Source organism: Microbacterium sp. SORGH_AS_0428, from assembly GCF_031453615.1.
Classification (GTDB): Bacteria; Actinomycetota; Actinomycetes; order Actinomycetales; family Microbacteriaceae; genus Microbacterium.
The window spans coordinates 1,603,463-1,625,748 of the sequence record NZ_JAVIZT010000001.1; the positions used below are offsets into that span (position 1 = coordinate 1,603,463).

22 protein-coding genes are annotated in these 22,286 nt (G+C 71.5%); 8 read left to right on the top strand and 14 right to left on the bottom strand.

Going from position 1 to position 22,286, the window contains the following annotated elements; genetic code table 11:
* Both QE374_RS07555 and QE374_RS07560 read right to left on the bottom strand, forming a co-directional pair.
* A complete protein-coding gene (locus QE374_RS07555) occupies positions 1-2,826 on the bottom strand; it encodes a transcriptional regulator (protein ID WP_309733599.1) in 2,826 nt (941 codons plus the stop codon).
* A 236-nt stretch (positions 2,827-3,062) separates the two neighbouring features.
* Positions 3,063-3,842, bottom strand: coding sequence for an alpha/beta fold hydrolase (locus tag QE374_RS07560; RefSeq protein WP_309733601.1), 780 nt, complete (start codon positions 3,840-3,842; stop codon positions 3,063-3,065).
* Positions 3,843-3,902: 60 nt separating this feature from the next.
* Here QE374_RS07560 and QE374_RS07565 point away from each other — a divergent pair, with 60 nt between their 5' ends.
* Positions 3,903-5,195, top strand: coding sequence for a condensation domain-containing protein (locus tag QE374_RS07565; RefSeq protein WP_309733603.1), 1,293 nt, complete (start codon positions 3,903-3,905; stop codon positions 5,193-5,195).
* Positions 5,196-5,202: 7 nt separating this feature from the next.
* Here QE374_RS07565 and QE374_RS07570 read toward each other — a convergent pair whose 3' ends face one another.
* Positions 5,203-5,505, bottom strand: a complete 303-nt coding sequence (locus tag QE374_RS07570) for an antibiotic biosynthesis monooxygenase (protein WP_309733605.1) — start codon at positions 5,503-5,505, stop codon at positions 5,203-5,205.
* Positions 5,506-5,631: 126 nt separating this feature from the next.
* Here QE374_RS07570 and QE374_RS07575 point away from each other — a divergent pair, with 126 nt between their 5' ends.
* Complete coding sequence (locus tag QE374_RS07575) at positions 5,632-7,089, top strand: peptide MFS transporter (RefSeq protein WP_309733607.1); 1,458 nt, start codon at positions 5,632-5,634, stop codon at positions 7,087-7,089.
* Positions 7,090-7,093: 4 nt separating this feature from the next.
* Here QE374_RS07575 and QE374_RS07580 read toward each other — a convergent pair whose 3' ends face one another.
* The 4 genes from QE374_RS07580 to QE374_RS07595 are packed head-to-tail and all read right to left on the bottom strand — an operon-like array spanning position 7,094 to position 10,476.
* Entirely contained in the window at positions 7,094-7,864 is a 771-nt protein-coding gene (locus tag QE374_RS07580) for an IclR family transcriptional regulator C-terminal domain-containing protein (RefSeq protein WP_309733609.1), read from the bottom strand.
* Positions 7,865-7,886: 22 nt separating this feature from the next.
* Positions 7,887-9,062, bottom strand: a complete 1,176-nt coding sequence (locus QE374_RS07585; RefSeq protein ID WP_309733611.1) for a thiolase family protein — start codon at positions 9,060-9,062, stop codon at positions 7,887-7,889.
* Positions 9,059-9,736, bottom strand: a complete 678-nt coding sequence (locus QE374_RS07590) for a 3-oxoacid CoA-transferase subunit B (RefSeq protein WP_309733613.1) — start codon at positions 9,734-9,736, stop codon at positions 9,059-9,061. Before QE374_RS07590 ends, QE374_RS07585 begins: the two co-directional genes overlap by 4 nt.
* Positions 9,733-10,476, bottom strand: coding sequence for a 3-oxoacid CoA-transferase subunit A (locus QE374_RS07595; protein WP_309733615.1), 744 nt, complete (start codon positions 10,474-10,476; stop codon positions 9,733-9,735). Before QE374_RS07595 ends, QE374_RS07590 begins: the two co-directional genes overlap by 4 nt.
* Before the next feature lie 224 nt (positions 10,477-10,700).
* Between QE374_RS07595 and QE374_RS07600 the strand changes: the two genes are divergently transcribed.
* From QE374_RS07600 to QE374_RS07615, 4 genes are all read left to right on the top strand, one after another.
* On the top strand, positions 10,701-11,534 hold the full coding sequence (locus tag QE374_RS07600) for an alpha/beta hydrolase (RefSeq protein ID WP_309733617.1): 834 nt from the start codon (positions 10,701-10,703) through the stop codon (positions 11,532-11,534).
* Entirely contained in the window at positions 11,527-12,096 is a 570-nt protein-coding gene (locus tag QE374_RS07605; protein ID WP_309733619.1) for a TetR-like C-terminal domain-containing protein, read from the top strand. Before QE374_RS07600 ends, QE374_RS07605 begins: the two co-directional genes overlap by 8 nt.
* Positions 12,093-12,497, top strand: coding sequence for a DUF4260 family protein (locus QE374_RS07610; protein WP_309733621.1), 405 nt, complete (start codon positions 12,093-12,095; stop codon positions 12,495-12,497). The genes QE374_RS07605 and QE374_RS07610 overlap by 4 nt, the downstream gene beginning before the upstream one ends.
* A 113-nt stretch (positions 12,498-12,610) precedes the next feature.
* A complete protein-coding gene (locus QE374_RS07615; RefSeq protein ID WP_309733623.1) occupies positions 12,611-13,543 on the top strand; it encodes an alpha/beta hydrolase in 933 nt (310 codons plus the stop codon).
* 58 nt (positions 13,544-13,601) lie between these two features.
* Here QE374_RS07615 and QE374_RS07620 read toward each other — a convergent pair whose 3' ends face one another.
* A complete protein-coding gene (locus tag QE374_RS07620) occupies positions 13,602-15,500 on the bottom strand; it encodes an alpha/beta fold hydrolase (protein WP_309733625.1) in 1,899 nt (632 codons plus the stop codon).
* 248 nt (positions 15,501-15,748) lie between these two features.
* Here QE374_RS07620 and QE374_RS07625 point away from each other — a divergent pair, with 248 nt between their 5' ends.
* A complete protein-coding gene (locus QE374_RS07625) occupies positions 15,749-16,405 on the top strand; it encodes a CatA-like O-acetyltransferase (RefSeq protein WP_309733628.1) in 657 nt (218 codons plus the stop codon).
* Positions 16,406-16,437: 32 nt separating this feature from the next.
* The gene (locus QE374_RS07630) at positions 16,438-17,406 is read left to right on the top strand and encodes a helix-turn-helix domain-containing protein (RefSeq protein WP_309733630.1); all 969 of its coding nucleotides are present in this window, start codon (positions 16,438-16,440) and stop codon (positions 17,404-17,406) included.
* On the opposite strand, the gene pcaC is transcribed toward QE374_RS07630, so the two are convergent.
* The 6 genes from pcaC to QE374_RS07660 all read right to left on the bottom strand — a co-directional run bounded on the left by pcaC (position 17,407) and on the right by QE374_RS07660 (position 22,227).
* The gene (gene pcaC / locus QE374_RS07635) at positions 17,407-17,805 is read right to left on the bottom strand and encodes a 4-carboxymuconolactone decarboxylase (protein ID WP_309733632.1); all 399 of its coding nucleotides are present in this window, start codon (positions 17,803-17,805) and stop codon (positions 17,407-17,409) included.
* Entirely contained in the window at positions 17,802-18,581 is a 780-nt protein-coding gene (locus tag QE374_RS07640; RefSeq protein ID WP_309733634.1) for an alpha/beta fold hydrolase, read from the bottom strand. The genes pcaC and QE374_RS07640 overlap by 4 nt, the downstream gene beginning before the upstream one ends.
* A complete protein-coding gene (locus tag QE374_RS07645; RefSeq protein WP_309733635.1) occupies positions 18,578-20,017 on the bottom strand; it encodes a lyase family protein in 1,440 nt (479 codons plus the stop codon). Before QE374_RS07645 ends, QE374_RS07640 begins: the two co-directional genes overlap by 4 nt.
* A complete protein-coding gene (gene pcaG, locus QE374_RS07650) occupies positions 20,007-20,564 on the bottom strand; it encodes a protocatechuate 3,4-dioxygenase subunit alpha (RefSeq protein ID WP_309733637.1) in 558 nt (185 codons plus the stop codon). The genes QE374_RS07645 and pcaG overlap by 11 nt, the downstream gene beginning before the upstream one ends.
* A 1-nt stretch (position 20,565) precedes the next feature.
* On the bottom strand, positions 20,566-21,384 hold the full coding sequence (gene pcaH, locus QE374_RS07655) for a protocatechuate 3,4-dioxygenase subunit beta (protein ID WP_309733639.1): 819 nt from the start codon (positions 21,382-21,384) through the stop codon (positions 20,566-20,568).
* Between the two features lie 81 nt (positions 21,385-21,465).
* Positions 21,466-22,227: an IclR family transcriptional regulator gene (locus tag QE374_RS07660; RefSeq protein ID WP_309733641.1), complete on the bottom strand. Its 762-nt coding sequence runs from the start codon at positions 22,225-22,227 to the stop codon at positions 21,466-21,468.
* Positions 22,228-22,286 lie beyond the last annotated feature (59 nt).

Here is a 22,286-nt window from a genome sequence, read left to right on the forward strand (position 1 = left end):
TCAGAGCAGCGCCGTCAGGCCTGCGAGATCGGCGGGGCCGGATGCGGATGCGTCCGGCCCCGCATCCGTTCCGATCCTCGCCCGCACGCGCTGCACCACCGGATCCGTCTCGTCCGCCCGGCCCCGAAGCACCGCCCCGATCGCCAGAGCCTGCCGCGCGTGGTCGGGGCGGTCGGTCGCGGCGAACAGTTCGGCGGCGGCGAGTGCCGCATCCGCCATGATCGGCTGGTCGCCCGACGCGACCGCGAGCTCGATCCCGACGCGCACCTCGTCGCGCGCGTGGTCGATCCGCCCCGCCAGCACGAGTGCCTGCGCATGACGCGCGTGCATCCACGCGTGGATCTGCGGCGGGATACCGGGCAGGGATCCGTCTCGCAGCGCGGGCGGCATCGTCTCGAGGATGGCCAGAGCCGCGGCCCCGTCGCCGACGATCACCTCGAAGGTCACCGCCGTGAGGGATGCCTGGAGCGCCGCGCGGTCGGACCCGTCGCGGCGTGCCGCGTCCTGCATACCGGCCAGGCGCTCCCTCGCCTCGCGGATGCGGCCGAGCCGCACCAGCAGCACGATCGCGAAGGCCTGCTGCTGCAGCTGATCGGAGACGGAGGTCAAGCCCTCGAGCGCGCTGCTGGCGGCATCCGTGATCTCCAGCGCCTCCTCGAGCCGGCCGTGCAGCATGAGCCATTCCGAGCGCATCTGACTCGCGAGCGCGATGCCCCACGTGTCGCCCACCTCGCGCAGCAGGCGCAGCGCCTCCTCGCTCTGGCGATCGAGCCGCTCGACGTCGCCGCCGTTCTGCGCGATCGCCGCCTCGATCGCGGCGACGACGCCGCGCGACCAGGTCGGTGCGCCCACGAGGTCGGCGGGGTCCAGACGGAAGTTCGGCAGCCAGGGCGTGCCGGGGCGTCCGTCGCCGATGGCTCGCGCCTGGGCTTTCAGCAGGACGGGCAGGATCAGCGACAGCTCGGACGGATGTGCTGCCGCGGCCTCGGCGATCCGGTCTGCGTCCTCGGCGGTGAAGCCTCCCGAGACCTGCGCGTCGGCGGAGGCGAAGATGAGTCGCACCCCCGTGATGACCACACCCGCCTCGGAGTCCAGCGTGGCGTCGGCGCCGACGAGTTCGAGGGCCGCACGCAGAGCTTCCAGACGCTCGCGCATGATCCACGCCCAGATCTGCGCACGCACGAGCTCGACGGCCGTCTCACCCATCTGCGTCCGTGCTCCGCTCCAGCGGGTGGCGGCGGCCAGGTTCTCCTCGTTGGCGTCGAACCATGCGATCGCGGAACGCACCGCCGGGGTACGCAGCTCGGCGTCTCGCTCGAGGGCCCGCCGCGCGAGCACCCGCGCCTGCGTATCGCGCGCGCGATCCTCGGAACCGCGGCGACGGAGCTGTTCGATGCCGTACTCGCGCACCGTCTCGAGCACCCGGAAGCGCCCGCGCGCCCGCTGCACGAGAGAGCGGTCCACGAGTTCGTCGAACACGCTCGCGGGCAGGGCGAAGGCCGCAGCGACCGCACCCGCATCCACCGCGTCGATGCCGTCCGGGAACACGGCCAGGGCGAGCAGCCCCTCGCGCTCCGGTTCGCCGAGCAGATCCCAGCTCCAGTCGATGACCGCGCGCAGGGTCTGATGGCGGGCCGCGGCCGAGCGGGGACCGCGGTCGAACAGCGCGAACCGGTCGGACAGGCCGGACTCCAGCTCGTCGATGCCGAGCGTGCGCGCCTTCGCGCCCGCCAGCTCCAGGGCGAGCGGGAGCCCGTCGAGGTGCCGCGCGATGCGGGCGACGGCGGGGAGTTCCTCGGGGCGGGGCGCGGTGCCGCGTGCCGCCAGGATGCGGGCGGCGAGGAGAGCGGCGGCGTCCGCATCCGGCAACGGGCCGAGTTCGACGAACGCCTCACCGGGCAGTCCCAGGGGTTCGCGGCTCGTCACCAGCACGGTGACCCCCGGCACCGCGAGCACGGTGGCCGCGACGTCGGCGGTCTCCTGCTGCACGTGCTCGGCGTTATCAAGCACCAGCAGCACGGACCGGCCCGCGAGGGCGGCGAGCACGCTGTCCGCCGCGGGGAGCTCACCCGCGGGGTTGTCCGTGAGCCGGATGCTGCGCCCGAGCGCGGTGACCACCGCACCCCAGACCTCGCCCGGCTGCGCGGGCGCGAGCTCCACGAAGACGGCCGGCGGCCGGTGCCGGGCGGTTTCGAGGGCGAGGGTGGTCTTCCCCGCGCCGCCCGGCCCCAGCAGGGTGACGAGTCGGAACGCCTGCAGCTGAGAGGAGAGGAGGGCGAGCTCTTCGGCACGACCCACGAGCGGGGTGAGAGCCGCCGGAATCGCGGGCACGGGCTCCGGCGCCTCCTGCGTCGGGCCTGCCGCACCCCGGGCGAGCCGCTCGGCGTACGCGCGGTCTTCGAGCAGGTCGCGCAGCACCCAGTCGAAGCCATCGGCCAGCCACGGCTCCCCCCGCCACAGAGCGAGCGCCTCGCGGGCGAGGGATGCAGGGGCTTCGCCGCCGCGAGCGGCCTGCACGAGGTCGGCGAAGCGCACGAGATCGACGTCGTCACGCGCGACGTCGAGCGCGTAGCCGCCGGGCTCCGCGCGAAGAGCGCCCTCGGGCAGCGTCCGCCGCATCCGCGACACGAGCGACTGCAGCGACGCGCGCGGGTCTTCCGGCGCGTCGTCGGGCCAGACGTCTTCGGCGAGGGCGCGGTAGCTGACCGTCGTTCCCGCATCCAGCGCGAGCCGCAGTAGCAGCGCACGCTGGCGCGATCCGCGCACCTCGATGGGCGAGCCCGCCGCATCCTCGGCCGCGAAACCGCCGAAGAACTGCAGCCGCATGCTCTCACTGTAGAACGCGCCCGCATCCCGCCCCGCCCAGCCGCCCGGGGCGCCGCACCCCAGCCCTGCGCCCGTCACCTCTCTCGGCCCGCGAGACTGCATCTCTTGCACGAGATCACGGGTGAACACAGTGATCTCGTGCAGGAAATGCAGTCTCGGGGGGAGGAGAAGGGGCGGGAACCCGAGGGGAGCCGTCGGGCCGGGACGGGGACGAGGGGGGAAGGCGCGGCGGAGGATCAGGCGCGGGTGGTCACGTGCTCGGCGAACAAGCCGGGCCAGGCCATCACGCCGTAGGGGCTGCGGGCGACGATCAGGCGACTGTCGTCGATGAGCTCGCGCAGCGTCCGCGCGGTCTTGAGCGGATGCGTGCGGTCGCCGGTCCAGGCGAGGATGAGGGTCGGCACCTCGATGCGGGCGATGCGCTTCTTCGGCGGCAGATCCGTGGCCGCCGCCCCCCGCAGCACGATGGGCAGCAGCTCGTCCGGCACGGTGGGACGCGTCTCGGGTGCGTCCGCGAGGGCCGGCGGAACGGGGGCCGTGTTGCCGATCTCGAGCAGGGCGGCGAGGCCACCGCGCTGGACGAGCTCGGCGTTCGCGCGGTACACGTCGCCCTGCGCCCGACGCCGCTTGTAGGCGGTGGGCGGCGTGACGAGGGTGAGCGTCGAGAACCGCCGCCGGTCGGCGGCGGCCGCGTGCAGCAGGGTGCCCGTCCCCATCGACGGACCGACGCCGTGCACCTTCTCGCCGGGTGCGACCGCATCCAGCAGCATGAGCAGGTCTTCGGCGAGCGCGTCCCAGCCGTAGTCCGATTCACGATCCGTGCCGCTCGATCGTCCGTGGCCGCGCGCGTCGTAGCGCAGGATGCGGTGCCCGCGCAGAGCCCGGCCGAGATCCAGGCCCAGCTGCGCATCTCGGCTGCGGCTCGAGGTGAGCCCGTGCAACTGCACGACGAGGGGCCCGTCGTCTCCGGTGACGTCGTAGTCGAGACTCGCTCCCCGCACACGTAGCGCCGGCATCCGCGTCTCCGTTCCCACCCGTCCACTGCCCGCAATCTGCGCCCCTTAGACTACGGCGCCATGCGCCTCACGAACGTCGCCCACCTCCGGCTCCCGGCCGGGCGACTGCACAGCTATGACGTCGTGATCGAAGCGACCGACGAGGAGCTGCCCGTCTCGTTCGACCAGGGCCGCCACGTCGGTGAGGGCGACCGTCCGGGATCGTGGATGGCGATCTCCTTCCGCCTCCCGGGCGCGGAGCGCTCCGCGCTGGGCCGGGCGTGGGATGCGGTCGTCGCCCGCCACGGAACGCTGCGCACCGTCTTCCGCGAGGGCGAGCGTGTGCGGCTGTTCGCGGGCGAGCAGATGCCCGGCGTGTGGCGCACGCACCCCACGGGCGCCGGCATGACGACCGCGCTGCGGCATGCGTTCGATGCCGGTTGCCGCCCGCACACGGCCGGCTCCTTCCTGCTGTGTCTCGTGGAGCCGGATGCGGGCGAGCCGGTCGTCGTCATCGGCAGCGACCACGCCCACGTCGACATGTGGTCGCTTCTGGTGCTGGGCCGCGACCTCGACCGGGCGCTGCGCCGCGTCCAGGCGGGCGAAGACGCGGATCTGGAGCCCGCGCATCCGTTCGCCGAGCACACCGCACTGCTGGAGGCGATGGGCGAGTCACCCGCCGACATCCGCGACGAGTGGGAGCGGCTGCTGGCCGCGGGCGGGCAGGCCATGCCGCGCTTCCCGCTTCCGCTGGGCGACGTGAGCCGCCCCCACGACGAGGTCGTGGAGGTGCGCGACGTGCTCGATCCCTCGCAGGTCGTCCAGCTGAGCCGGGTCGCGGACGAACGCGGCGTGCGCCCGACCGCGGTCGCCCTCGCGGCGGTCACGCGCGCGACCCGTCGCGTCGCCGACGCACCGCTTCGCGCCGTGTTCCCCGTGCACAGCCGCAACGATCCGCGGTGGACGGATGCGGTGGGCTGGTTCATCACGAACTCGGTGATCGAGTGCGAAGACGGCGACCCGGGCGCGTGCGCCGCGGATCTCCGCCGCGCACTGCAGCTCGGCTCGCATCCCCTGGCTCCGGTGTTCGCACCCCGCGGCGGGATGCCCCGCACGCCGGGCATGTTCGCGCTGTCGTGGCTGGACACGCGGCGCCTGCCCGTCGCGGTCGACGACCCGCAGGCGTCGTGGATCTCCGCGGTGACCCGCACGAACGGCGTGATGATCTGGTTCGTGATCAACGACACCGGCCTGCATCTGCGCTGCCGCTACCCCGACACCCCCGAGGCGCGCGACTCCCTCACCCTCTGGCTGGATGCGGTGGAGAGCGAGCTCAGGGCGGCGGCGACCGCATCCGTTCCGGTCGCCGGCTGAACGGCGCTCACTCGGCGACGTGCACCCGGAAGTGGCGCAGAGTCAACGCGGACTCCAGATAGTGCTCCTCGCCCGGGAAGGTGACGGGCTCGGTGCGCCACTGCGCGCCCGCGTAGGCGATCAGATCCGCGTCGTCGCGCCAGGCCGAGACGTACTGGATGCGGCGCGACTCCGCCTCATCGACCAGAACCTCGTGGCGCAGCAGACCCTGGTACCGATCGGGGAAGTCGGCGACGAGCTCGTGCAGCCGAGCCAGGAACTCCTGCTCGGCCCCGGCGCGGACGATGGCCTCGGATACGCGGAGGATCATGGCGGCAGGCTAGCGAGCCGCACGCCACGCGCGCCGCTCGATGCCTGCCAATCCGGCGCACCTGGCGGACGGATGGTGGCGACGGCCTCCCGCACCGAGTGGCACCGCCCGGCTACGGTGGCGGTTATGACTGCGCCCGAGAGCACCACGCGCGACGCCCGCTTCTTCGGACAGCCCTGGGCACTGGCCCACGTGTTCGGCGTGGAGATGTGGGAGCGCTTCAGCTTCTACGGCATGCAGGGGATCCTGCTGATCTACCTGTACTACTCCGCGACCGAGGGCGGGCTCGGCCTCGACAAGGCCGTCGCGACCGGCATCGTCGGCGCCTACGGCGGCGCCGTGTACCTCTCGACGATCCTCGGCGCCTGGATCGCCGACCGCCTGCTCGGCTCCGAGCGTGTCCTGTTCTTCAGCGCGATCGTGATCATGGCAGGGCACATCGCGCTCGCCGTGCTGCCCGGCTTCGTCGGCGTGGGCATCGGCCTCGCCCTCGTGGCGCTCGGCTCCGGTGGGCTGAAGGCCAACGCCACCTCCGTCGTCGGCACCCTGTACACGGACGACGACCCGCGTCGCGACGGCGGGTTCTCGCTGTTCTACCTGGGCATCAATCTCGGCGCCTTCTTCGGGGCGCTGCTGACCGGGCTGCTGCAATCGCTCGCCGGATTCCACTGGGGCTTCGGCCTCGCGGCGGTCGGCATGGCCGTCGGCCTCGTGCAGTACTCCTTCGGGCGTCGCCAGTTGCCCGCCGAGGCGCGCGCCGTGCCGAACCCGCTGCCGCGCGAGCGGCGCGCCCTGTGGATCGGGATCGCCGCGGCCGGCGTCGTCGCCATCGCGGCGAGCGTCGTGCTCGGCATCGTGCGCGCCGACAACCTGGCTCTCGTCGTCATCGTCGTCACGATCGTGGCCGCGATCGCCTACTTCGCCGTCATCCTGAGCTCGCGGCGGATCGAGGCGACCGAGCACTCACGGGTCTACGCGTTCATCCCGTTGTTCGTCGTCAGCGTCGGTTTCTGGTCGCTCTACCAGCAGCAGTTCACCGTGCTGACGATCTACTCGGACGAGCGGCTCAACCGCGACCTGTTCGGCTGGGAGATGCCCGTGTCGTGGGTGCAGTCGATCAACCCGGTGTTCATCATCCTGCTCTCCGGAGTCTTCGCGGCCCTGTGGACGAAGCTCGGCCGGCGACAGCCGTCGACGCCCGTGAAGTTCGCGATCGGTGCGATCGTCATGGGTGTCGCGTTCTGGCTGTTCCTCATCTGGGCGAACGGCGGACAGAACGCCACACCGCTGCTGGGTGTCATCGGCATCCTGTTCGTGTTCACCGTCGCGGAGCTGTTCATCTCGCCCATCGGTCTGTCGGTCTCGACGAAGCTCGGGCCGACGATCTTCCACACGCAGATGGTCGCGCTGTTCTTCCTGTCGGTGGCACTGGGCACGGCGATCGCCGGCGCGCTCGGCGAGTTCTACGACCCCGACAACGAGATCGGGTACTTCTCGATCCTCGGTGCGATCGCGATCGGACTCGGCGTCGTCCTGCTCCTGGCCGTGAAGCCGGTGCTGCGGCTCATGAAGGGCGTCCGCTGAGCGCTCAGACGCGGCGCAGCTCGTCGCTGACCCGACCGGCGGTGGCCACGAGCGCCGGCAGGTAGTGCTGCACCAGGTGCTCGACGCTGTCGCGGGTCGCCGACGACGAGACGTTGATCGCGGCCGCGACCTGGCCGCTGCCATCGCGCACGCCGACGGCGATCGAGCGGAGCCCCGCCTCGAGCTCGCCGTCCACCACGGCCCACCCCTGGGCCGCGACCCGGTCGAGCTCGGCGCCGAGGCGCGCCTCATCCGTCAGGGTCCGGTCGGTGAGCGGATGCAGGTGCGCCAGCGCGTCGGCGCGCGCGGATGCGGGAAGCGCCGCCAGCAGGACCCGCCCCATGCTCGTGGCGTATGCCGGGAACCTCGTGCCGATGGTGATGCGCACGCTCATGATGCGCCGGGCCGGCACACGGGCAATGTAGACGATGTCGGCGCCGTCGAGCACCGCCGCCGACACGCTCTCCCCCACCTCGCGCGAGAGCAGCTCGAGGTGCGGCTGGAGGACTTCAGGCAGCGACAGTGACGACAGGTAGCTGAAGCCGAGCTCGAGCACCCGCGGCGTGAGGGCGAACAGTCGTCCGTCGCTGCGCACGTAGCCGAGGCTCACGAGGGTGTGCAGAAAGCGGCGGGCTGCCGCGCGCGTGACCTCGGCACGGCGCGCGACGTCGCTCAGGGTGAGCTCTGCGTGATCGGCGTCGAACGCGCGGATGACAGCGAGGCCGCGGGCGAGGGACTGCACGAACTCGCCGGATGCATCGCCCTGCTCGCTCATCCGCTCACCATATCCGCGCCGGTCACCGCTCGAGAACGACCGCGAGGCCCTGTCCGACCCCGATGCAGATGGCAGCGACCGCGACGCCTCCGCCGCGACGGGCGAGCTCGTGTGCGGCATGGCCGATGATCCGGCCGCCGGACGCGCCGAGAGGGTGACCGATCGCCAGCGCGCCACCGTGGACGTTCAGCCGTTCCGGATCCAGGTCGGGCCAACCGGCGCGGCAGGCGAGGCTCTGCGAGGCGAACGCCTCGTTCAGCTCGACGACGTCGACGTCGTCCCACGTGAAGCCGGCGCGGGCGAGCGCCTTGTTCGCGGCTTCGATGGGCGCGATCGGGAACACATCGGGGTCGACGCCGTGGGCGGCACGAGCGGCGATGCGCGCCAGCGGCTCGCCCGGCAGGGCCCCCTCCGCCGCGACGAGCACGGCGGAGGCGCCGTCGTTGATGGGCGAAGAGTTGCCCGCGGTGACCGTGCCGTCTCCGTCCGACGCGAACAGCGCGCGCAGACCCGCGAGCTTCTCGACCGAGGTATCGGGCCGGATGCTCTCATCGCGGGCCAGTTCTGCCCCGGGGACCTGCACGATCTCGCCGTCGTACACGCCCGCGGCCCACGCCTCGGCAGCCAGACGGTGCGAGCGCGCGGCGAACGCATCCTGCGCCTCGCGGGAGATCCCCCACTTGCGCGCGATCTTCTCCGCCGACTCTCCGTTGCTGATCGTCCACGGCTTCGGCAGCGCGGGGTTGGTCATGCGCCAGCCGATCGCCGTGTTCCACAGCGTCTGGTTGCCCACGGCGGGCCACGGCTTCGCCGACTTCTCGACGACGAAGGGGGCGCGGCTCATCGACTCGACACCACCGGCCAGGATGATGTCGGCATCGCCGGACTCGATCGCACGGGACGCCTGGATGACGGCCTCCACGGATGAGGCGCACAGGCGATTGACGGTCGCACCGGTCACTGTGGTCGGGAATCCCGCCAGCAGCGCGCCGAAACGGGCGACGTTGCGGTTGTCCTCGCCCGCCTGGTTCGCGTCACCGAAGATCACATCGTCGATCCGCGCCGGGTCCAGCCCCGCGCGCTCGACGGCGGCGCGCATGACGAGCGCGGCGAGGTCGTCCGGCCGGGTGCCGGAGAGCGCGCCTCCGGCCCGCCCGAACGGTGTGCGCACGGCGTCGTAGATGAAACTGGCGGTCATTTCTCCTCCTCGGACGCGGATGCGGCCGCATCCGTCGCATCGATGAGCGCGAGCCCGGTGAGCTCGCGCAGCTGCTCGAGCGTGTTGTCGCCGAACGCCTCGGTGACGGCGAAGCCCGCCTCCGTGACCTCGAAGACCGCGTGGTCCGTGTACACGCGCGAGACGCAGCCCACGCCGGTGAGCGGGTACGTGCAGGCGGCGACGAGCTTCGGCTCGCCGGCGCGGGTGAGCAGATCGGTCATGACGTAGACCGATTTGGCGCCGATCGCGAGATCCATCGCACCGCCGACGGCGGGGATCGCACCGGGCTCCCCCGTCGACCAGTTCGCCAGATCGCCGTTCTGCGCGACCTGGAACGCCCCGAGCACGCACACGTCGAGGTGTCCGCCGCGCATCATGGCGAAGGAGTCGGCATGGTGGAAGTACGCGGCACCCGCGACGGCCGTGACCGCCTGTTTGCCGGCGTTGATGAGGTCCGGGTCGATACGGCCGGGCTCTGGCGCCGGTCCCATCCCCAGCAGACCGTTCTCGGTGTGAAGCACGATCTCGCGGTCGGCGGGCAGGTGGTCGGCGACGAGCGTCGGCGCGCCGATGCCGAGGTTCACGACCGCGCCGTCGGGGATGTCGGCGGCGATGCGGCGGGCGAGATCCGCGCGGGGGATGCGGGTGGTCATCGCTGCTCCTGGTTCTCGAGGGGTCGGCCTTCCAGGTCGGTGCCGCCGACGAACACGCCGTCCTTCAACCAGCGCCGCTCGCCGACCGCGACTACACGGTCGACGTAGAGCCCGGGCGTGACGACCTTCTCCGGATCGATCGAACCCAGCGGCACGATCTCGTCCACCTGGACGATCGTGGTCGTGGCGGCGGCCGCCATGATGGGTCCGAAGTTGCGGGCGGTCTCGCGGTAGACCAGGTTGCCCCATCGGTCAGCCGCGCGCGCCGAGACCAGCGCGTAGTCCGCGCGGATGGGGTGCTCGAGCACGTAGGTGCGCCCGTCGATCTCGCGGTGCTCCTTGCCCTCGGCGAGCGCCGTGCCGACGCCGGTCGGCGAGAAGAAGGCCCCGATGCCCGCGCCTGCGGCACGGATGCGTTCGGCGAGGTTGCCCTGCGGGACGAGTTCGAGCTCGATCCGGCCGGAACGATAGAGGTCGTCGAAGACCCAGGAGTCGGATTGGCGGGGGAAGGAGCAGACGATACGACGCACGCGTCCGGCTGCGAGCAGCGCCGCGAGGCCGGTGTCGCCGTTGCCCGCGTTGTTGTTGACGATCGTGAGGTCGCTCGCGCCGTGCGCGATGAGGGCGTCGATGAGCTCCACGGGCTGGCCGGCACGGCCGAACCCGCCGATCATCACGGTGGAGCCGTCTTCGATCCCGGCGACCGCCGATGCGATGTCGGCGACAGTCTTGTCGATCACACATCCCCCTTCGGAAGTGTTCGCTTTGCGAACGCGGGTGCGTCTAGCGAACATCATATGACGACCCCTCGCCGAGCACCACCCCCCATCCCCCTGTTCGAGGGACCCGAATCGCGCCTTCGGGGCCGAAAACGCCGCGTTTCGCGTCTCTCGAACATGCGAGGAAGCGAAGGGGATCGCATTGGCTATTGTGCATAGCTTGAAGGCTATGTATTGTTCACAGCATGACCTCTTCCTTCTCCTCAGCCCCCTCGACGCAGCACCTCCGCGTCGAGGGCGGCGAGATCGGCTTCGACGTCGCGGGCGAAGGCCCGCTCCTGCTGCTCGTCCCCGGAATGGGCGAGCTGCGCTCCTCGTACCGGCACCTCGCCCCCCTGCTCATCGCGCGGGGCTACCGCGTCGCCACCGCCGACCTCCGCGGCCACGGCGACAGCTCCGCAGGCTTCGACAGCTACGGCGACGTGCCCACCGCGGCCGACATCGCCGCACTCGTGCGGCACCTCGGCGCCCCCGCGACGATCGTCGGCAACTCGATGGCGGCCGGCGCAGCGGTGATCGTCGCCGCCGAGCACCCCGAGCTCGTGTCGGGGCTCGTGCTCGTCGGGCCGTTCGTGCGCACCCCGCCGAGCCAGAGCGCGGTCGCGGCCCTGATGTTCCGGATGCTGATGGCCCGCCCCTGGGCCGTCGCCGCATGGAACGCCTACCTCCCCACCCTGTACGCGGGCGCGAAGCCCGCCGACTTCGAGGCCTACCGCGCCGCGATGATCCGGGCGATGCGGCGTCCGGGCTACGCGCGGGCGTTCCGCCTCACCACGCGCACCGACCACGGTGACGCCGAACGGAGCCTTGTGCGCGTCACCGCGCCCGCGCTGGTCGTCATGGGCGGCGCCGACCCCGACTTCGCCGACCCCGCCGCCGAGGCGACGTGGATCGCGCAGACCCTGCACGGCGAGAGCGTCATGATCGAGGATGCCGGCCACTACCCGCAGTCACAGCAGCCCGAGCGCACGGCCGACGCCATCCTCGCGTTCCTGCACGAGGGGGACCACCATGCCTAGGGCCGGACTCACGCCCGCGATCGTCATCGAACGCGCCGCCGCCCTGCTCGACGCTCCGGATGCGGGGCCGTTGAGCTTCGCCGCGCTCGCCGACGACCTCGGCGTTCGCGCGCCGTCGCTCTACAAGCACGTCGACGGGCTCTCGGGACTGGAACGCGGCGTCATGCTGCGCGCCAAGACCGAGCTGGGGCACACGCTCGCCCGCGCGACGGTGGGCCGCTCCCGCGGCGACGCCATCCGCGCGATGGGACATGCCTACCGCGACTGGGCACTCGCCCACCCGGGCCAGTACCCGCTCACGATCACCGCACCGGTGGCGGGCGACGAGGAGGACGAGCGAGCCTCCGCATCCGTTCTCGAGGTGGTGACGGGCGTGCTCGTCGGCTACGGGCTCGAGGGCGACGACGCGATCGACGCGATCCGCTTCCTGCGCGCGAGTCTCCACGGCTTCCTCTCGCTGGAGACCTCGCACGCGTTCGAGCTCCCCGTCGATATCGAGCGCACCTTCGCGCGGACGATCGACACCGTCGCCGCGTCCTTCGAGACGTGGGGCAGGGCATGAGTACCGCCGCGCATCACCGGGCGACGGTGCCTTCGACGCCGGTGCCTCTGCTCCACCGCGTCGAGGGCGCGGCCATCGCCGTCGCCACGGTGGTCGTGTTCGTGACGGCGGGTTTCGCGTGGTGGTGGCTGGCCGCGCTCTTCCTGCTGTTCGATGTGTCGATGCTGGGCTACGCGTTCGGCATCCGGATCGGCGCGCTCGTCTACAACCTCGGCCACAACTACGCGGCGCCTCTGGCACTGCTGGGTCTCTACGCCGCATTGGCCGCCGCCGGCATCGCAACGCCCGCCCTCGCCGTCATCGCCGCCTGCTGGCTGTTCCACGTCGGTGCAGACCGCGCCCTCGGTTACGGGCCCCGCCCGAGGGCGTGGGCGGATGCGGGCGCCACCGCCGCCCGGTGACATTTGTCACCCCGGGCGATGACGCGTCGACACTGCCCCGGCGGCTGGCGGACTGATGTCCTGAAGGGGCGATGTCACCTGCGTCGCGCAGGAGACCCGCACCTCAGGACACCATGAAGAAACGCACCAGGATCACGCTCACCGTCGCCGCAGCCCTCGTCCTCGCACCGGCGGTCGCCGTGGGCGCGATGGCCGCCGTGAACGCCATCGCCACGGACTCCGAAGCCGCCCGGATCGAGTCCTACGGACAGCGCGTGAGCGTCGAGGGCCGCGCCATGAACGTCGTCATCAGCGGCGACCACGACCAGACCATCGTGCTGCTGCCCGGGCTCGGAACGGCAGCCCCCGGCCTCGACTTCGCTCCCCTCATCGACCAGCTCGACGACGACTACCGTGTCATCGCCGTCGAGCCGTTCGGCACCGGGCTCAGCGACGGCACCGACGTTCCCCGCACCTCCGAGAACATCTCCCGGGAGGTGCACGCGGCTCTCCAGCAGCTCGGCGTGCGGGAGTACGTGCTGATGGGCCACTCGATCGCCGGGATCTACGCACTCACCCACGCCGAGCTCTTCTCCGACGAGGTGACCGCCTTCGTGGGCATCGACAACAGCGTGCCGGATCAGCCGGGATCGGCGGAGCCCATCCCCACGGACGCACTGGTGCTGCTCAACGACCTCGGCGTCACGCGCGCGCTGCAGGCCGTCTCGCCGGATCCCTACGAAGGGCTCCCCTACGACGAGCGGGCCAAGCAGCAGATGCGCATGCTCTCCGCCCGCAACACGACGGCCCCGACCATAGTCGACGAGATGCAGCACGCGAGCCGGAACTTCGCGGACGCCAGCGGGGCGCGATTCGCCGCATCCCTCCCGGCGCTGCTGTTCGTGCGGGAGAACGACACGGATGTGGCCGACTGGGTGTCGCTGCACGAACGCCAGGCGGCATCGGTCGACCGCGGCGAGCTGGTGACCATGACCGGGGACCACTATCTGCACCACACGCTCGCGGCGCAGATCGCCGCCGAGACGAAGCGGTTCCTCGACGGCTGACGCGCCGCGGGCGGTGGGGAATCGCACTCCCCCACCGCCCGCGTCGACGCCGTCCGGGTCAGGCGTCGATCTCGCTCCTGTCGGCGGAGCGCCGACGCAGGCGCACGGCCACGACGACGAGAACGAGGGCCAGCAGCAGGGGCAGAACGACGCGGACCGTCATGGCCAGACCGCCCCACTCCTGCACGTCGCCTTGGACGGCCGTGCCGCCCACGACGTTCCACGTGACCAGCAGCGCCGAGACGAACGCGCCGACGTAGATGGTTCCGGTCTTGTGGAAGAAGTACGTCGACAGAGCGCCGACGACCGCCAGCACGACGATGAACGGATACCCGATGATCGTGAGGAGCGACTCGCCCGGGAGCGCCAGCTCACCGCCGACGAAGAGCGGGACGTAGTTGATGATCTCCAGCACGACGAAGCCCGCGGGCAGCACGATCGCGGAGGCGACCATCTCCGAGCGCATCGACGAGGAACGCCCGGTCCACCGCAGCGTCCGGTGGAGCGTGAAGGTGAGCATCAGGAAGAACGCCGTGAAGGGCAGCAGGTACAGGGTGAACAGCGCGAAGCGCGTCGCCGTCAACGGCTGCAGCTGCAGGACGTAGAAGCGGAAGTCGCTCTTGAACAGCCAGTCGGAGATCACCACGAGCAGGTAGGCCGCACCCACGCTCAGCAGTGAGAGCACCGCGGCCCGGCCGATCAGAGCGCCGCGGCGAAGCGCCGGCGCACCCTCCGCCTCGGGCGCGCGCACGGCTGCGAGCGGGTTGCGACGCCGCTGCACCCCCGCCGTGACCGCGTAGATCGCGAGGCCGATGAGCCCGTTCAGCAGCGCCCAGACGACGATGCCCGTCGAGTAGGACTGTCCGAACACGGGACCTGCCGGGATCCACGCCGCACCCCAGGTGTTGAACCAGAAGAAGGTGAACGCCGGGATGCCGGTCGTGAGGATCGCCGACACGATCCACGGCCATCCCCATCGGCTCCCCGCCGCCGCAGGCACGGGCCGACGGATCGCCGAGAAGAAGCCGGTCGCCAGCAGGAGCCCGCCCGTGGCGAAGATCACGAGCACGCCGCCGATCATCGCGACGAGGGTGCCGAGCTCCTTGATCCACCAGGTCTGACCGACCGCGTCGTGACCGCCCTCGAGGGTCTTGTCGAACCACGCCACGATCTCCTGGGTCACGGCGGGATCGTGCGTCACGCCCGGGTGGTTGTTGGCCGGGCGCAGGAGTTCGCGCGCGGTGCCGTCGTCGATCGAGCCGTACAGCTGGCCGGGGACGACGGGTTCATCGGTGCCGAAGAGGGTCATGAGCTTCGGGCTGGAGGTCAGATCCCGCGTGTTGGGCGAGGCCCACATGGACCCGGAGAACTCCTCCCACTCGGCGAAGACGACGAGGGTGTTGCGCGGGAAGTCGGGGGTCCCTTCGGGACCGAAGAAGCCGGTGGCGGAGTCCAGCAGGACCATGGACGCGTATCCCTCGGGGAACGCGGCCGCCGCGTTCATGATGGTCGAGCCGCCGAGCGAATGCCCCTCGAGGCCGATGTTGTCGGGGTCGACGATGTCGAGGGCCCGGAGGTACGCGAGGCCCGCGGGACCGTTGAAGCCGTTGCCGAACGCGGGAGCATCCGAACGACCGTGCCCTGCCTGGTCGAGGGCGAGCACGACGTAGCCACGACGGCTCAGCTCGACCGCGTTCGCGGTCTGCATCTCTCGGGAGTTGACGTAACCGTGCACCGCGAGCACCGCGGGCGCCGGAGTCTCGGGCGTGGCCGTGGCGGGGACGTACAGCAGCCCGGACACACTCGTGCCCGCGGTGCCGGTGAAGGTGACGTCGCGTACCTGGACGGAACCCGCCGATGTCTGCACGAGGGCGGCCGTGGCACCGCCGGCCAGAACGAGAGCCACCGCGATCGCGAACAGCGACCACAGCCTCACGAGGGATCGGGGAGAGGACATGGGAACCAACTTCCTTGTTGTGTGCGAAGGGCGGTCGGGGTCGTCTGCGCCCGGCCTGCCTCGGAGTGTAGGGATGCGACGGCACGGAGAACGGACGGCGACGCGCTTCTGCACCGATGTGCATGCGTGCACATCATTTTCACGTACATTCGGCTCATTTGCTGCACATCGGTTCTTCCCCGGCAACTCGGGTGCCACGTGGGCAACCGGCGACAGCGACGGCGTGCACGACCTGAGACGATCGATGCATGGACGCCCTGCATCCCGTCGACCTCGAGGCGTGGCCGCGACGCCAGCACTTCGAGCACTACCTCCGCACCGTGCCCTGCTCGTACGCGATCACCGTCGAGGTCGACGCGACGGAGTTCGCCGCCGCCGTCCCACGGACTGGACGACGCACCTACATCTCGCAGATCTGGGCGCTGGCCCGGCTCGTCAACCGCCACGACGAGTTCCGGATGACGCTGGACGGCTCAGGCGCACCGGCCGTGTGGGAGCAGACCCATCCCTCCTTCACGACCTTCAACGCCGAACGCGAGACCTTCGCGAGCGTCTGGACGCCCTTCGATCCGGACTACGCCGCTTTCCACGAGGCCGCCGCGGAGGTCGTCGCGGAGCACGCCGGATCCACCGAGTTCTTTCCGCAGGGCGCGCCGCCGCCGAACAGCTTCGACGTCTCGAGCCTGCCGTGGACGGCGTTCACCGGCTTCACCCTGAACATCGACGGCGGCTCGCAGCATCTCGCTCCGATCTTCACGCTCGGTCGCTACGTCGAACGGGAAGGGCGGCTGCTCCTGCCCCTCGCGATCCAGATCCACCACGCCGTCGCAGACGGGTTCCACACGGCGCGTCTGATCACCGAGTTCCGCGAGCTCCTCGCCGAGCCCGCCTGGGTGACCGACTGAGATCCGGGCGCGACCGGCAGAATGGGCACATCATGGTGCCGCGCGAGGAGTCGATGGGTCCGCAGGGGCCCGACCTCGTCTACGGGTGGCTGAATCCCGCATCCGCTGAGAAGGACGCGCGGGACAACGACGACGTCATCGTCGTATCGGGGATGACGGGCGAACCCCCGTCCGTGCGGGCGAGCTTCGCTCTCGGCGCGTTGGAGGTCGCTCTCGTCGCGGGCGGAGCGGTCGAGGTCGAGCCGTGGGAGACCTCGCGCCAGTGGCAGGGCGTCGTCGTGGGCTACCTCGTCTCGGGCTCGATGCGCGTCTCGCAGGAGGAGCGTACGGTCGATCTGGCACCCGGCGACGTCGTGCTCTACACCGGCGCCCACGGCTACCGCATCAGCGCGCCGGATGCGCACGAGTACCTGCTCGTGCGCATCCCGACCTCCGTCCTGGCGCTGCGCCACGGCGAGCTGACGACGCTGCTCGCCGCCGACCTCACCTCGCTGGGCGCCACACGCCTGCTCCGGGCGGTGATGTCGACCCTGGCCTCGCCGGATTCCCGACCGTCCGACGCCGCTGCCGGTCATGTCGCGGACGCGCTCGTCGCCGCCGTGCACGCGGTGCTCGCCGACGGCCGCGCGCCCGGCACCGCGACCGTGCTCTCGCTGTTCCACTCGCTCGTGCTGTGGATCGAGGAGCATCTCCAGGATGCGGAACTCGACGCCGTGCGCATCGCACGAGCGCACGAGCTGTCGCCCCGCACGGTGCGGCGAGTGTTCGCCGCCAACGGCGTGACGGTGTCGAGTCTCGTGCGCGAGCGCCGCCTCGAGCGCATCCGCGACGAACTCGTCGACCCCGGCCACGCCCGCGAGAGCATCGGCACGATCGCCGCGCGCTGGGGGTTCCCCGACCCCGCCACCCTCTCGAGCGCCTTCACACGACGGTACGGCGCCTCGCCGCGACGGTACCGCGCCGACCTGCAACGACAGGGACAGCCCGGCGCCGCCGACTGATCATTCCTCGGCGAAGACGTCCTTGACGATGCGGAACGCGGTGTTCGCCGCGGGCACGCCGCAGTAGATCGCCGACTGCAGCACGACCTCGACGATCTCGTCACGGCTCAGTCCGTTGCGCTGCGCGGCGCGCACGTGCATCGCGAACTCCTCGTGGTGGCCGAGGGCGATGAGCGCCGTCAGCACCGCGATCGAGCGGTCGCGCCGGGCCAGACCCGGCCGCGACCAGATGTCGCCCCACGCGTAGCGCGTGATGAGGTCCTGGAAGTCCGCTGTCTCGGGTGCCGTGCCGGCGACCGCGCGATCGACGTGCGCGTCGCCGAGCACCTCGCGGCGCACCCGCATCCCGTCGTCGTAACGCTGCTCGTCGGTGCGGCCCTCACCGTTCGGCCGGCTCATCGCGCGACCTCGCGGAAGAACTCGCGCAGCACGGCCGCGGTCTGCTCAGGCTGTTCGGCCGGCGGGAGGTGCGCGGCAGACTCGATCACCGCGACGCGCCCGTCGCGGACGCCCTCGGCGATCTCGACGCTCTTCGCCTCCGGCGCCACCTGGTCGTCGCGCCCGAACACCGCGAGCACGGGAGCCGCGATCTCGCCCAGCCGCGGGCGCACGTCGTACGCGGCGAGCGCTTCGCAGCACCGGGCGTACCCCTCGTCGTCCGCATCCTGCAGCGCGTGCAGCAGCCGGCCGCTCAGCTCCGGGCGGCGCTCGATCGAGCCCGGGGCGAACCAGCGCTGCGCCGAGCCGATGATCACCGACGAGGTGGACTGGGCGCGCACCTGGGCCGCCCGTTCGTGCCAGCTCGCCGCATCTCCCAGCTGAGCGCCGGAGGCGACGATCGCCGCGCCGCGCACGAGGCTCGCATGGCGCAGGAGCAGTTCGAGTCCGGTCGCGCCGCCGAGCGACACTCCCGCGTAGAGGATGCGGTCGCCGCCGATCGAGCGGACGGCATCGGCGACGGCATCGGCGATCTCGGCGACCGTGAACGGCGCGGTCGCCGCGGGCGCAGCTCCGTGGCCGGGAAGATCCCAACTCACGACGCGGTAGTCGTCCACGAGGAGAGGCACCACGTCCTCCCACAGGATCGTCGACGTGCCCAGCGACGGACCGAGCACGACCAGCGGCGCGTCGGCAGGGCCGGTCGGCTCGGTCAGGGCGATCACGGGTTGCGTCATGCAGGCTCCTCCGTCGGCGCTTCGATGCTCTCGCGGGCCGCATCCGCCGGCGCGTCGGCGACAGCCCGGTCGACGAGGGCACCCGCGAGTCCCGTGTAGGCGGCGGGATCCAGCAGGGCGTCGACGTCGTCGGCGGGATGCGGCGCGCCGGGCACCCGATCGAGCGCCGCCTCGAGCGCCTCGCGCACGAGCGCGCGGAGGTCGCCGCCGGCGGTCGCGGCCCCGACGATGCGGCGCACCTCGTCGGACCCGATCACGGGCGAGAGCACGAGGGACAGCCGTTCCGACACCAGTAGGCCGTCGGTCGCGGCGAGCGCACGGGCCACGGCGCCCTCGTCCACCTGCAGTCCGGTCACGAGCGCAAGGGTCGTCTCGGCGGCACCGAGCGCGAGGCGCAGCAGTTCCCGCAGCGTCGGCCACTCCGCGTGCCACGCCCCGTCGGGGCGCTCGTCCGCGGCGAGCGCGGCCGCGAGGTGCAGCGTTGCTCCCAGCTGCGGCGCACGCAACGCCGCCGAGCGTACGAGCACGGCACCGGTGGGGTTGCGCTTCTGGGGCATCGCACTCGACCCGCCCCCGACGCCCTCCGCGAGCTCGCCGATCTCGGTGCGCGAGCCGGTGGCGACATCCGTGGCGAGCTTGCCCACTGCGTCGATCGCCTGCACGAGTGCATCGCCGAGCTCGGTCACGGGCCATCGCGAGACGTGCCACGGCGCGTCCGGGGCGGCGAGCGCGAGCTCTGCGGCATACGCGGACGGAAGAGCGGCTGCCGCATCCGTTCCGCCGATCTCGACGAAGGATGCGAGGGTGCCGCCCGCGCCTGCCAGCTGCGCGGGAAGCTGCTCGACGGCGTCGCCGAGCCGGACGCGTGCGCGTGTGACACCGCGCAACCATCCCGCGGCGCGGGCGCCCACGGTGGTCGGCACGGCCTGCTGCGTCAGCGTGCGGGCGGCGGCGACCGTGTCGCGGTGGACGACGGCGAACCCGGAGAGCTGCGCCTCGACCTGCCGCAGCACCCCCAGCAGGTGCAGCCCCGCACGCCGGGAGACCAGCATGAGCGCCGAGTCGAGGATGTCCTGGCTCGTGGCGCCGCGGTGCAGCCACGGACGTACCTGGATCGACGCGCGATCGTCGAGCCGGGCGATGAGCGGGATGACCGGATTCCCGCCCGCGACGGCCGCGCTCGCCAGCCGGGCGGTGTCGAGCCAGTCGGCATCGACGAGCGTGCCGCCCCCGGACCACCCGAACTCCTCGGATGCGGCCGTGGCGACGGCATCCGGCGCGACACCGACGCCCGCCCAGGCCCGCACGAGGGCGACCTCGGCGGTCACGAGGGCGGCAGCCACGGCATCGTCGGCCACGAGAGCGTCGTGCGACACCGTCACCGGGGACAGCAGCCCGACATCCGTGAAGGGCGCCCCGGGTTCGTCAGAAGGCAAGGAAAACGGTCTCCTTCTCGCCCTGCAGGTGGATGTCGTGGGTGAGATCACCCTCGGGCGTGCGCGTCGCGATGAGCGTAGCGCGCTCATGGGGCTCCAGCGAGGCGAGCAGCGGATCCACTGCGAGCAGCTCCTCGTCGTCGGGCAGGTAGATGCGGGTGTGCAGCTTGTTCGGGAGCCCGCGTGCGAAGACGACGGCCGCGAAGAACGGCGCCTTGCCGTCGATCGGACCGGGGTTGCGCGTCCAGAAGTCGTACGCGCCCTCATCCGTCGTGAAGCTGCGGCCGAAGCCGGTGAAGGTGTGGTCGTCGCGGCGACGTGAACCGCGCGCACGGGAGATCGTGCCGTCGGTGTCGGCGCCCCAGATCTCGATCACGGCGTCGGGGATCGGAGCCCCGGCTCCGTCGTAGATCGTGCCCGACAGCACGATCGCGCCGCTGGAGTGCGGGAAGACCACCTCGTGCATCTTGGGGTACTCGAGGCCGAAGGCGAAGAAGGGGCCGACCGTCTGGCCGGAGGTCGCGGGAAGGCGCGTGGCTTCGGACATCTCAGTGCTCTCCCTCGGGCTCGAACCAGGTGGCATCCGGGCCGTCGACCACGATGTCCCACCGGTAGCCCATCGAGAACTCGGGCACCGTGAGGTCGTGGTCGTAGGCGGCGACGAGGCGGTCGCGATCGCGCTGATCGCGGATGGTGTTGTAGATCGGGTCGAGCGCGAACAGCGGGTCGCCGGGGAAGTACATCTGCGTGATCAGGCGCTGCGTGAAGCCGCCGCCGAAGAGCGAGAAGTGGATGTGGGCGGGCCGCCAGGCGTTGATGTGGTTCTTCCACGGGTACGGGCCGGGCTTGATGGTGGTGAACATGAAGCCGCCGTCGTCGCCCGTGATGGTGCGACCGGCGCCGGTGAAGTTCGGATCCAGCGGAGCGGGGTGCTGGTCGCGCTGATGGATGTAGCGGCCGGCCGCGTTGGCCTGCCAGATCTCGACGAGCTGGTTGGCCAACGGACGGCCCCAGCTGTCGAGCAGGCGCCCCGTCACGGTGATGCGCTCGCCCTGCGGCTCGCCGCGGTGCTGGAGGGTCAGGTCGGACTCGATCTGCGCGACGTCGCGCTGACCATAGGCGGGCGAGAACAGCTCGATGGTCTCGGGATCGACGAGCCGCGGGTTCTTGGTGGGGTGGCGCAGCAGGCTCGAGCGGTAGGGCGCGAAGTCGTAGAGCGTGGTGGGCACGTCCTCGCCGGCGGCCACGCGGCGTGCGGCGTCGGCGTGCGCGTCGGCGATCTCCTGGTTGATCTTCGACTGCGTCGGCATGTCGGCCGAGGCCAACAGCGACTCGGGAGCCGCAGCCTGGGGCGGAGGGGTGGACATGGAACCGTCTCCTTCGACGTCACACGGGTGGGGTGTCCAGCGTTGCATCGGCGGGCCGCATCCGACCGCCGTGATTCTCATTCAGTGAGAATCTGATCCGCGGAGAGCCTTCGTCAGGTCCTTCGCCGCCTGGACGACCAGAGGAGCGAGACGTCGCTCGTCGGCGCCGTCGAGGTGTGTGACGACGCCGAGCGCGGTGGCCGGGAGCCCGGAGATCGTGCCGAGAGCGGCGGCGACCGAGATGTTGCCGAGCGTCATCTCCTCGCGGGTCACGGCGTAGCCACGGCGGCGAGTGAGCCCGATGTCGGCGCGGAGCACGTCGGGGTCGGTGATCGAGTGCCGCGTCTCGGGCACGAGAGGGGCGGCGAGGTACGTGTCGAGCCAGCCCTCGTCGCACGTCGCGAGCAGCGCACGACCCACCCCCGTCGTGTGCAGCGGGTGCCGCCCGCCCGCGCGCCCGAGGGTCGGAACCGAGGCGCGCCCGGTGATCCGCCCCGCGAACAGCACGACCCCCTCCGGCGGGGTCGGAGCCTCGAGCACCGCGAGGTGGACGTTCTCCCCCGTCGCCTCGTACAGCCGCACGAGGTGGGGCAGCGACTGCTCCCGCAGCCGCAGTGCGAGAGGCGAGAGCTCGCCGAGCTCCCACATCCGCGCTCCGACGGCGTACGTGTGCGCCGAGGTGCGTTCGACGAGGCCCTCGCCGATGAGCTGCGCGAGGAGGCGATGCACCGTGGAAAGCGGCAGGCCCGCACGTTCGGCGAGCTCGGCGGCGGTGAGCTCGGGGGCGTCTTCATCGAATGCCCGCATGAGCGCCATCGCCCGACGCAGCACGCCATCCGCCATGCCCTCACCCTAGCCGCGGGGGTGCCGCGCGGGCGCATGTCCCACTTGCCGCAGCGCAT

Bases quoted from the DNA above. Each gene is read 5' to 3' on its own strand.
- QE374_RS07555 (WP_309733599.1), bottom strand. From the start codon at position 2,826: ATGCGGCTGCAGTTCTTCGGCGGTTTCGCGGCCGAGGATGCGGCGGGC.
- QE374_RS07560 (WP_309733601.1), bottom strand. From the start codon at position 3,842: ATGCCGGCGCTACGTGTGCGGGGAGCGAGTCTCGACTACGACGTCACC.
- QE374_RS07565 (WP_309733603.1), top strand. From the start codon at position 3,903: ATGCGCCTCACGAACGTCGCCCACCTCCGGCTCCCGGCCGGGCGACTG.
- QE374_RS07570 (WP_309733605.1), bottom strand. From the start codon at position 5,505: ATGATCCTCCGCGTATCCGAGGCCATCGTCCGCGCCGGGGCCGAGCAG.
- QE374_RS07575 (WP_309733607.1), top strand. From the start codon at position 5,632: ATGACTGCGCCCGAGAGCACCACGCGCGACGCCCGCTTCTTCGGACAG.
- QE374_RS07580 (WP_309733609.1), bottom strand. From the start codon at position 7,864: ATGAGCGAGCAGGGCGATGCATCCGGCGAGTTCGTGCAGTCCCTCGCC.
- QE374_RS07585 (WP_309733611.1), bottom strand. From the start codon at position 9,062: ATGACCGCCAGTTTCATCTACGACGCCGTGCGCACACCGTTCGGGCGG.
- QE374_RS07590 (WP_309733613.1), bottom strand. From the start codon at position 9,736: ATGACCACCCGCATCCCCCGCGCGGATCTCGCCCGCCGCATCGCCGCC.
- QE374_RS07600 (WP_309733617.1), top strand. From the start codon at position 10,701: ATGACCTCTTCCTTCTCCTCAGCCCCCTCGACGCAGCACCTCCGCGTC.
- QE374_RS07605 (WP_309733619.1), top strand. From the start codon at position 11,527: ATGCCTAGGGCCGGACTCACGCCCGCGATCGTCATCGAACGCGCCGCC.
- QE374_RS07610 (WP_309733621.1), top strand. From the start codon at position 12,093: ATGAGTACCGCCGCGCATCACCGGGCGACGGTGCCTTCGACGCCGGTG.
- QE374_RS07615 (WP_309733623.1), top strand. From the start codon at position 12,611: ATGAAGAAACGCACCAGGATCACGCTCACCGTCGCCGCAGCCCTCGTC.
- QE374_RS07620 (WP_309733625.1), bottom strand. From the start codon at position 15,500: ATGTCCTCTCCCCGATCCCTCGTGAGGCTGTGGTCGCTGTTCGCGATC.
- QE374_RS07625 (WP_309733628.1), top strand. From the start codon at position 15,749: ATGGACGCCCTGCATCCCGTCGACCTCGAGGCGTGGCCGCGACGCCAG.
- QE374_RS07630 (WP_309733630.1), top strand. From the start codon at position 16,438: ATGGTGCCGCGCGAGGAGTCGATGGGTCCGCAGGGGCCCGACCTCGTC.
- pcaC (WP_309733632.1), bottom strand. From the start codon at position 17,805: ATGAGCCGGCCGAACGGTGAGGGCCGCACCGACGAGCAGCGTTACGAC.
- QE374_RS07640 (WP_309733634.1), bottom strand. From the start codon at position 18,581: ATGACGCAACCCGTGATCGCCCTGACCGAGCCGACCGGCCCTGCCGAC.
- pcaG (WP_309733637.1), bottom strand. From the start codon at position 20,564: ATGTCCGAAGCCACGCGCCTTCCCGCGACCTCCGGCCAGACGGTCGGC.
- pcaH (WP_309733639.1), bottom strand. From the start codon at position 21,384: ATGTCCACCCCTCCGCCCCAGGCTGCGGCTCCCGAGTCGCTGTTGGCC.
- QE374_RS07660 (WP_309733641.1), bottom strand. From the start codon at position 22,227: ATGGCGGATGGCGTGCTGCGTCGGGCGATGGCGCTCATGCGGGCATTC.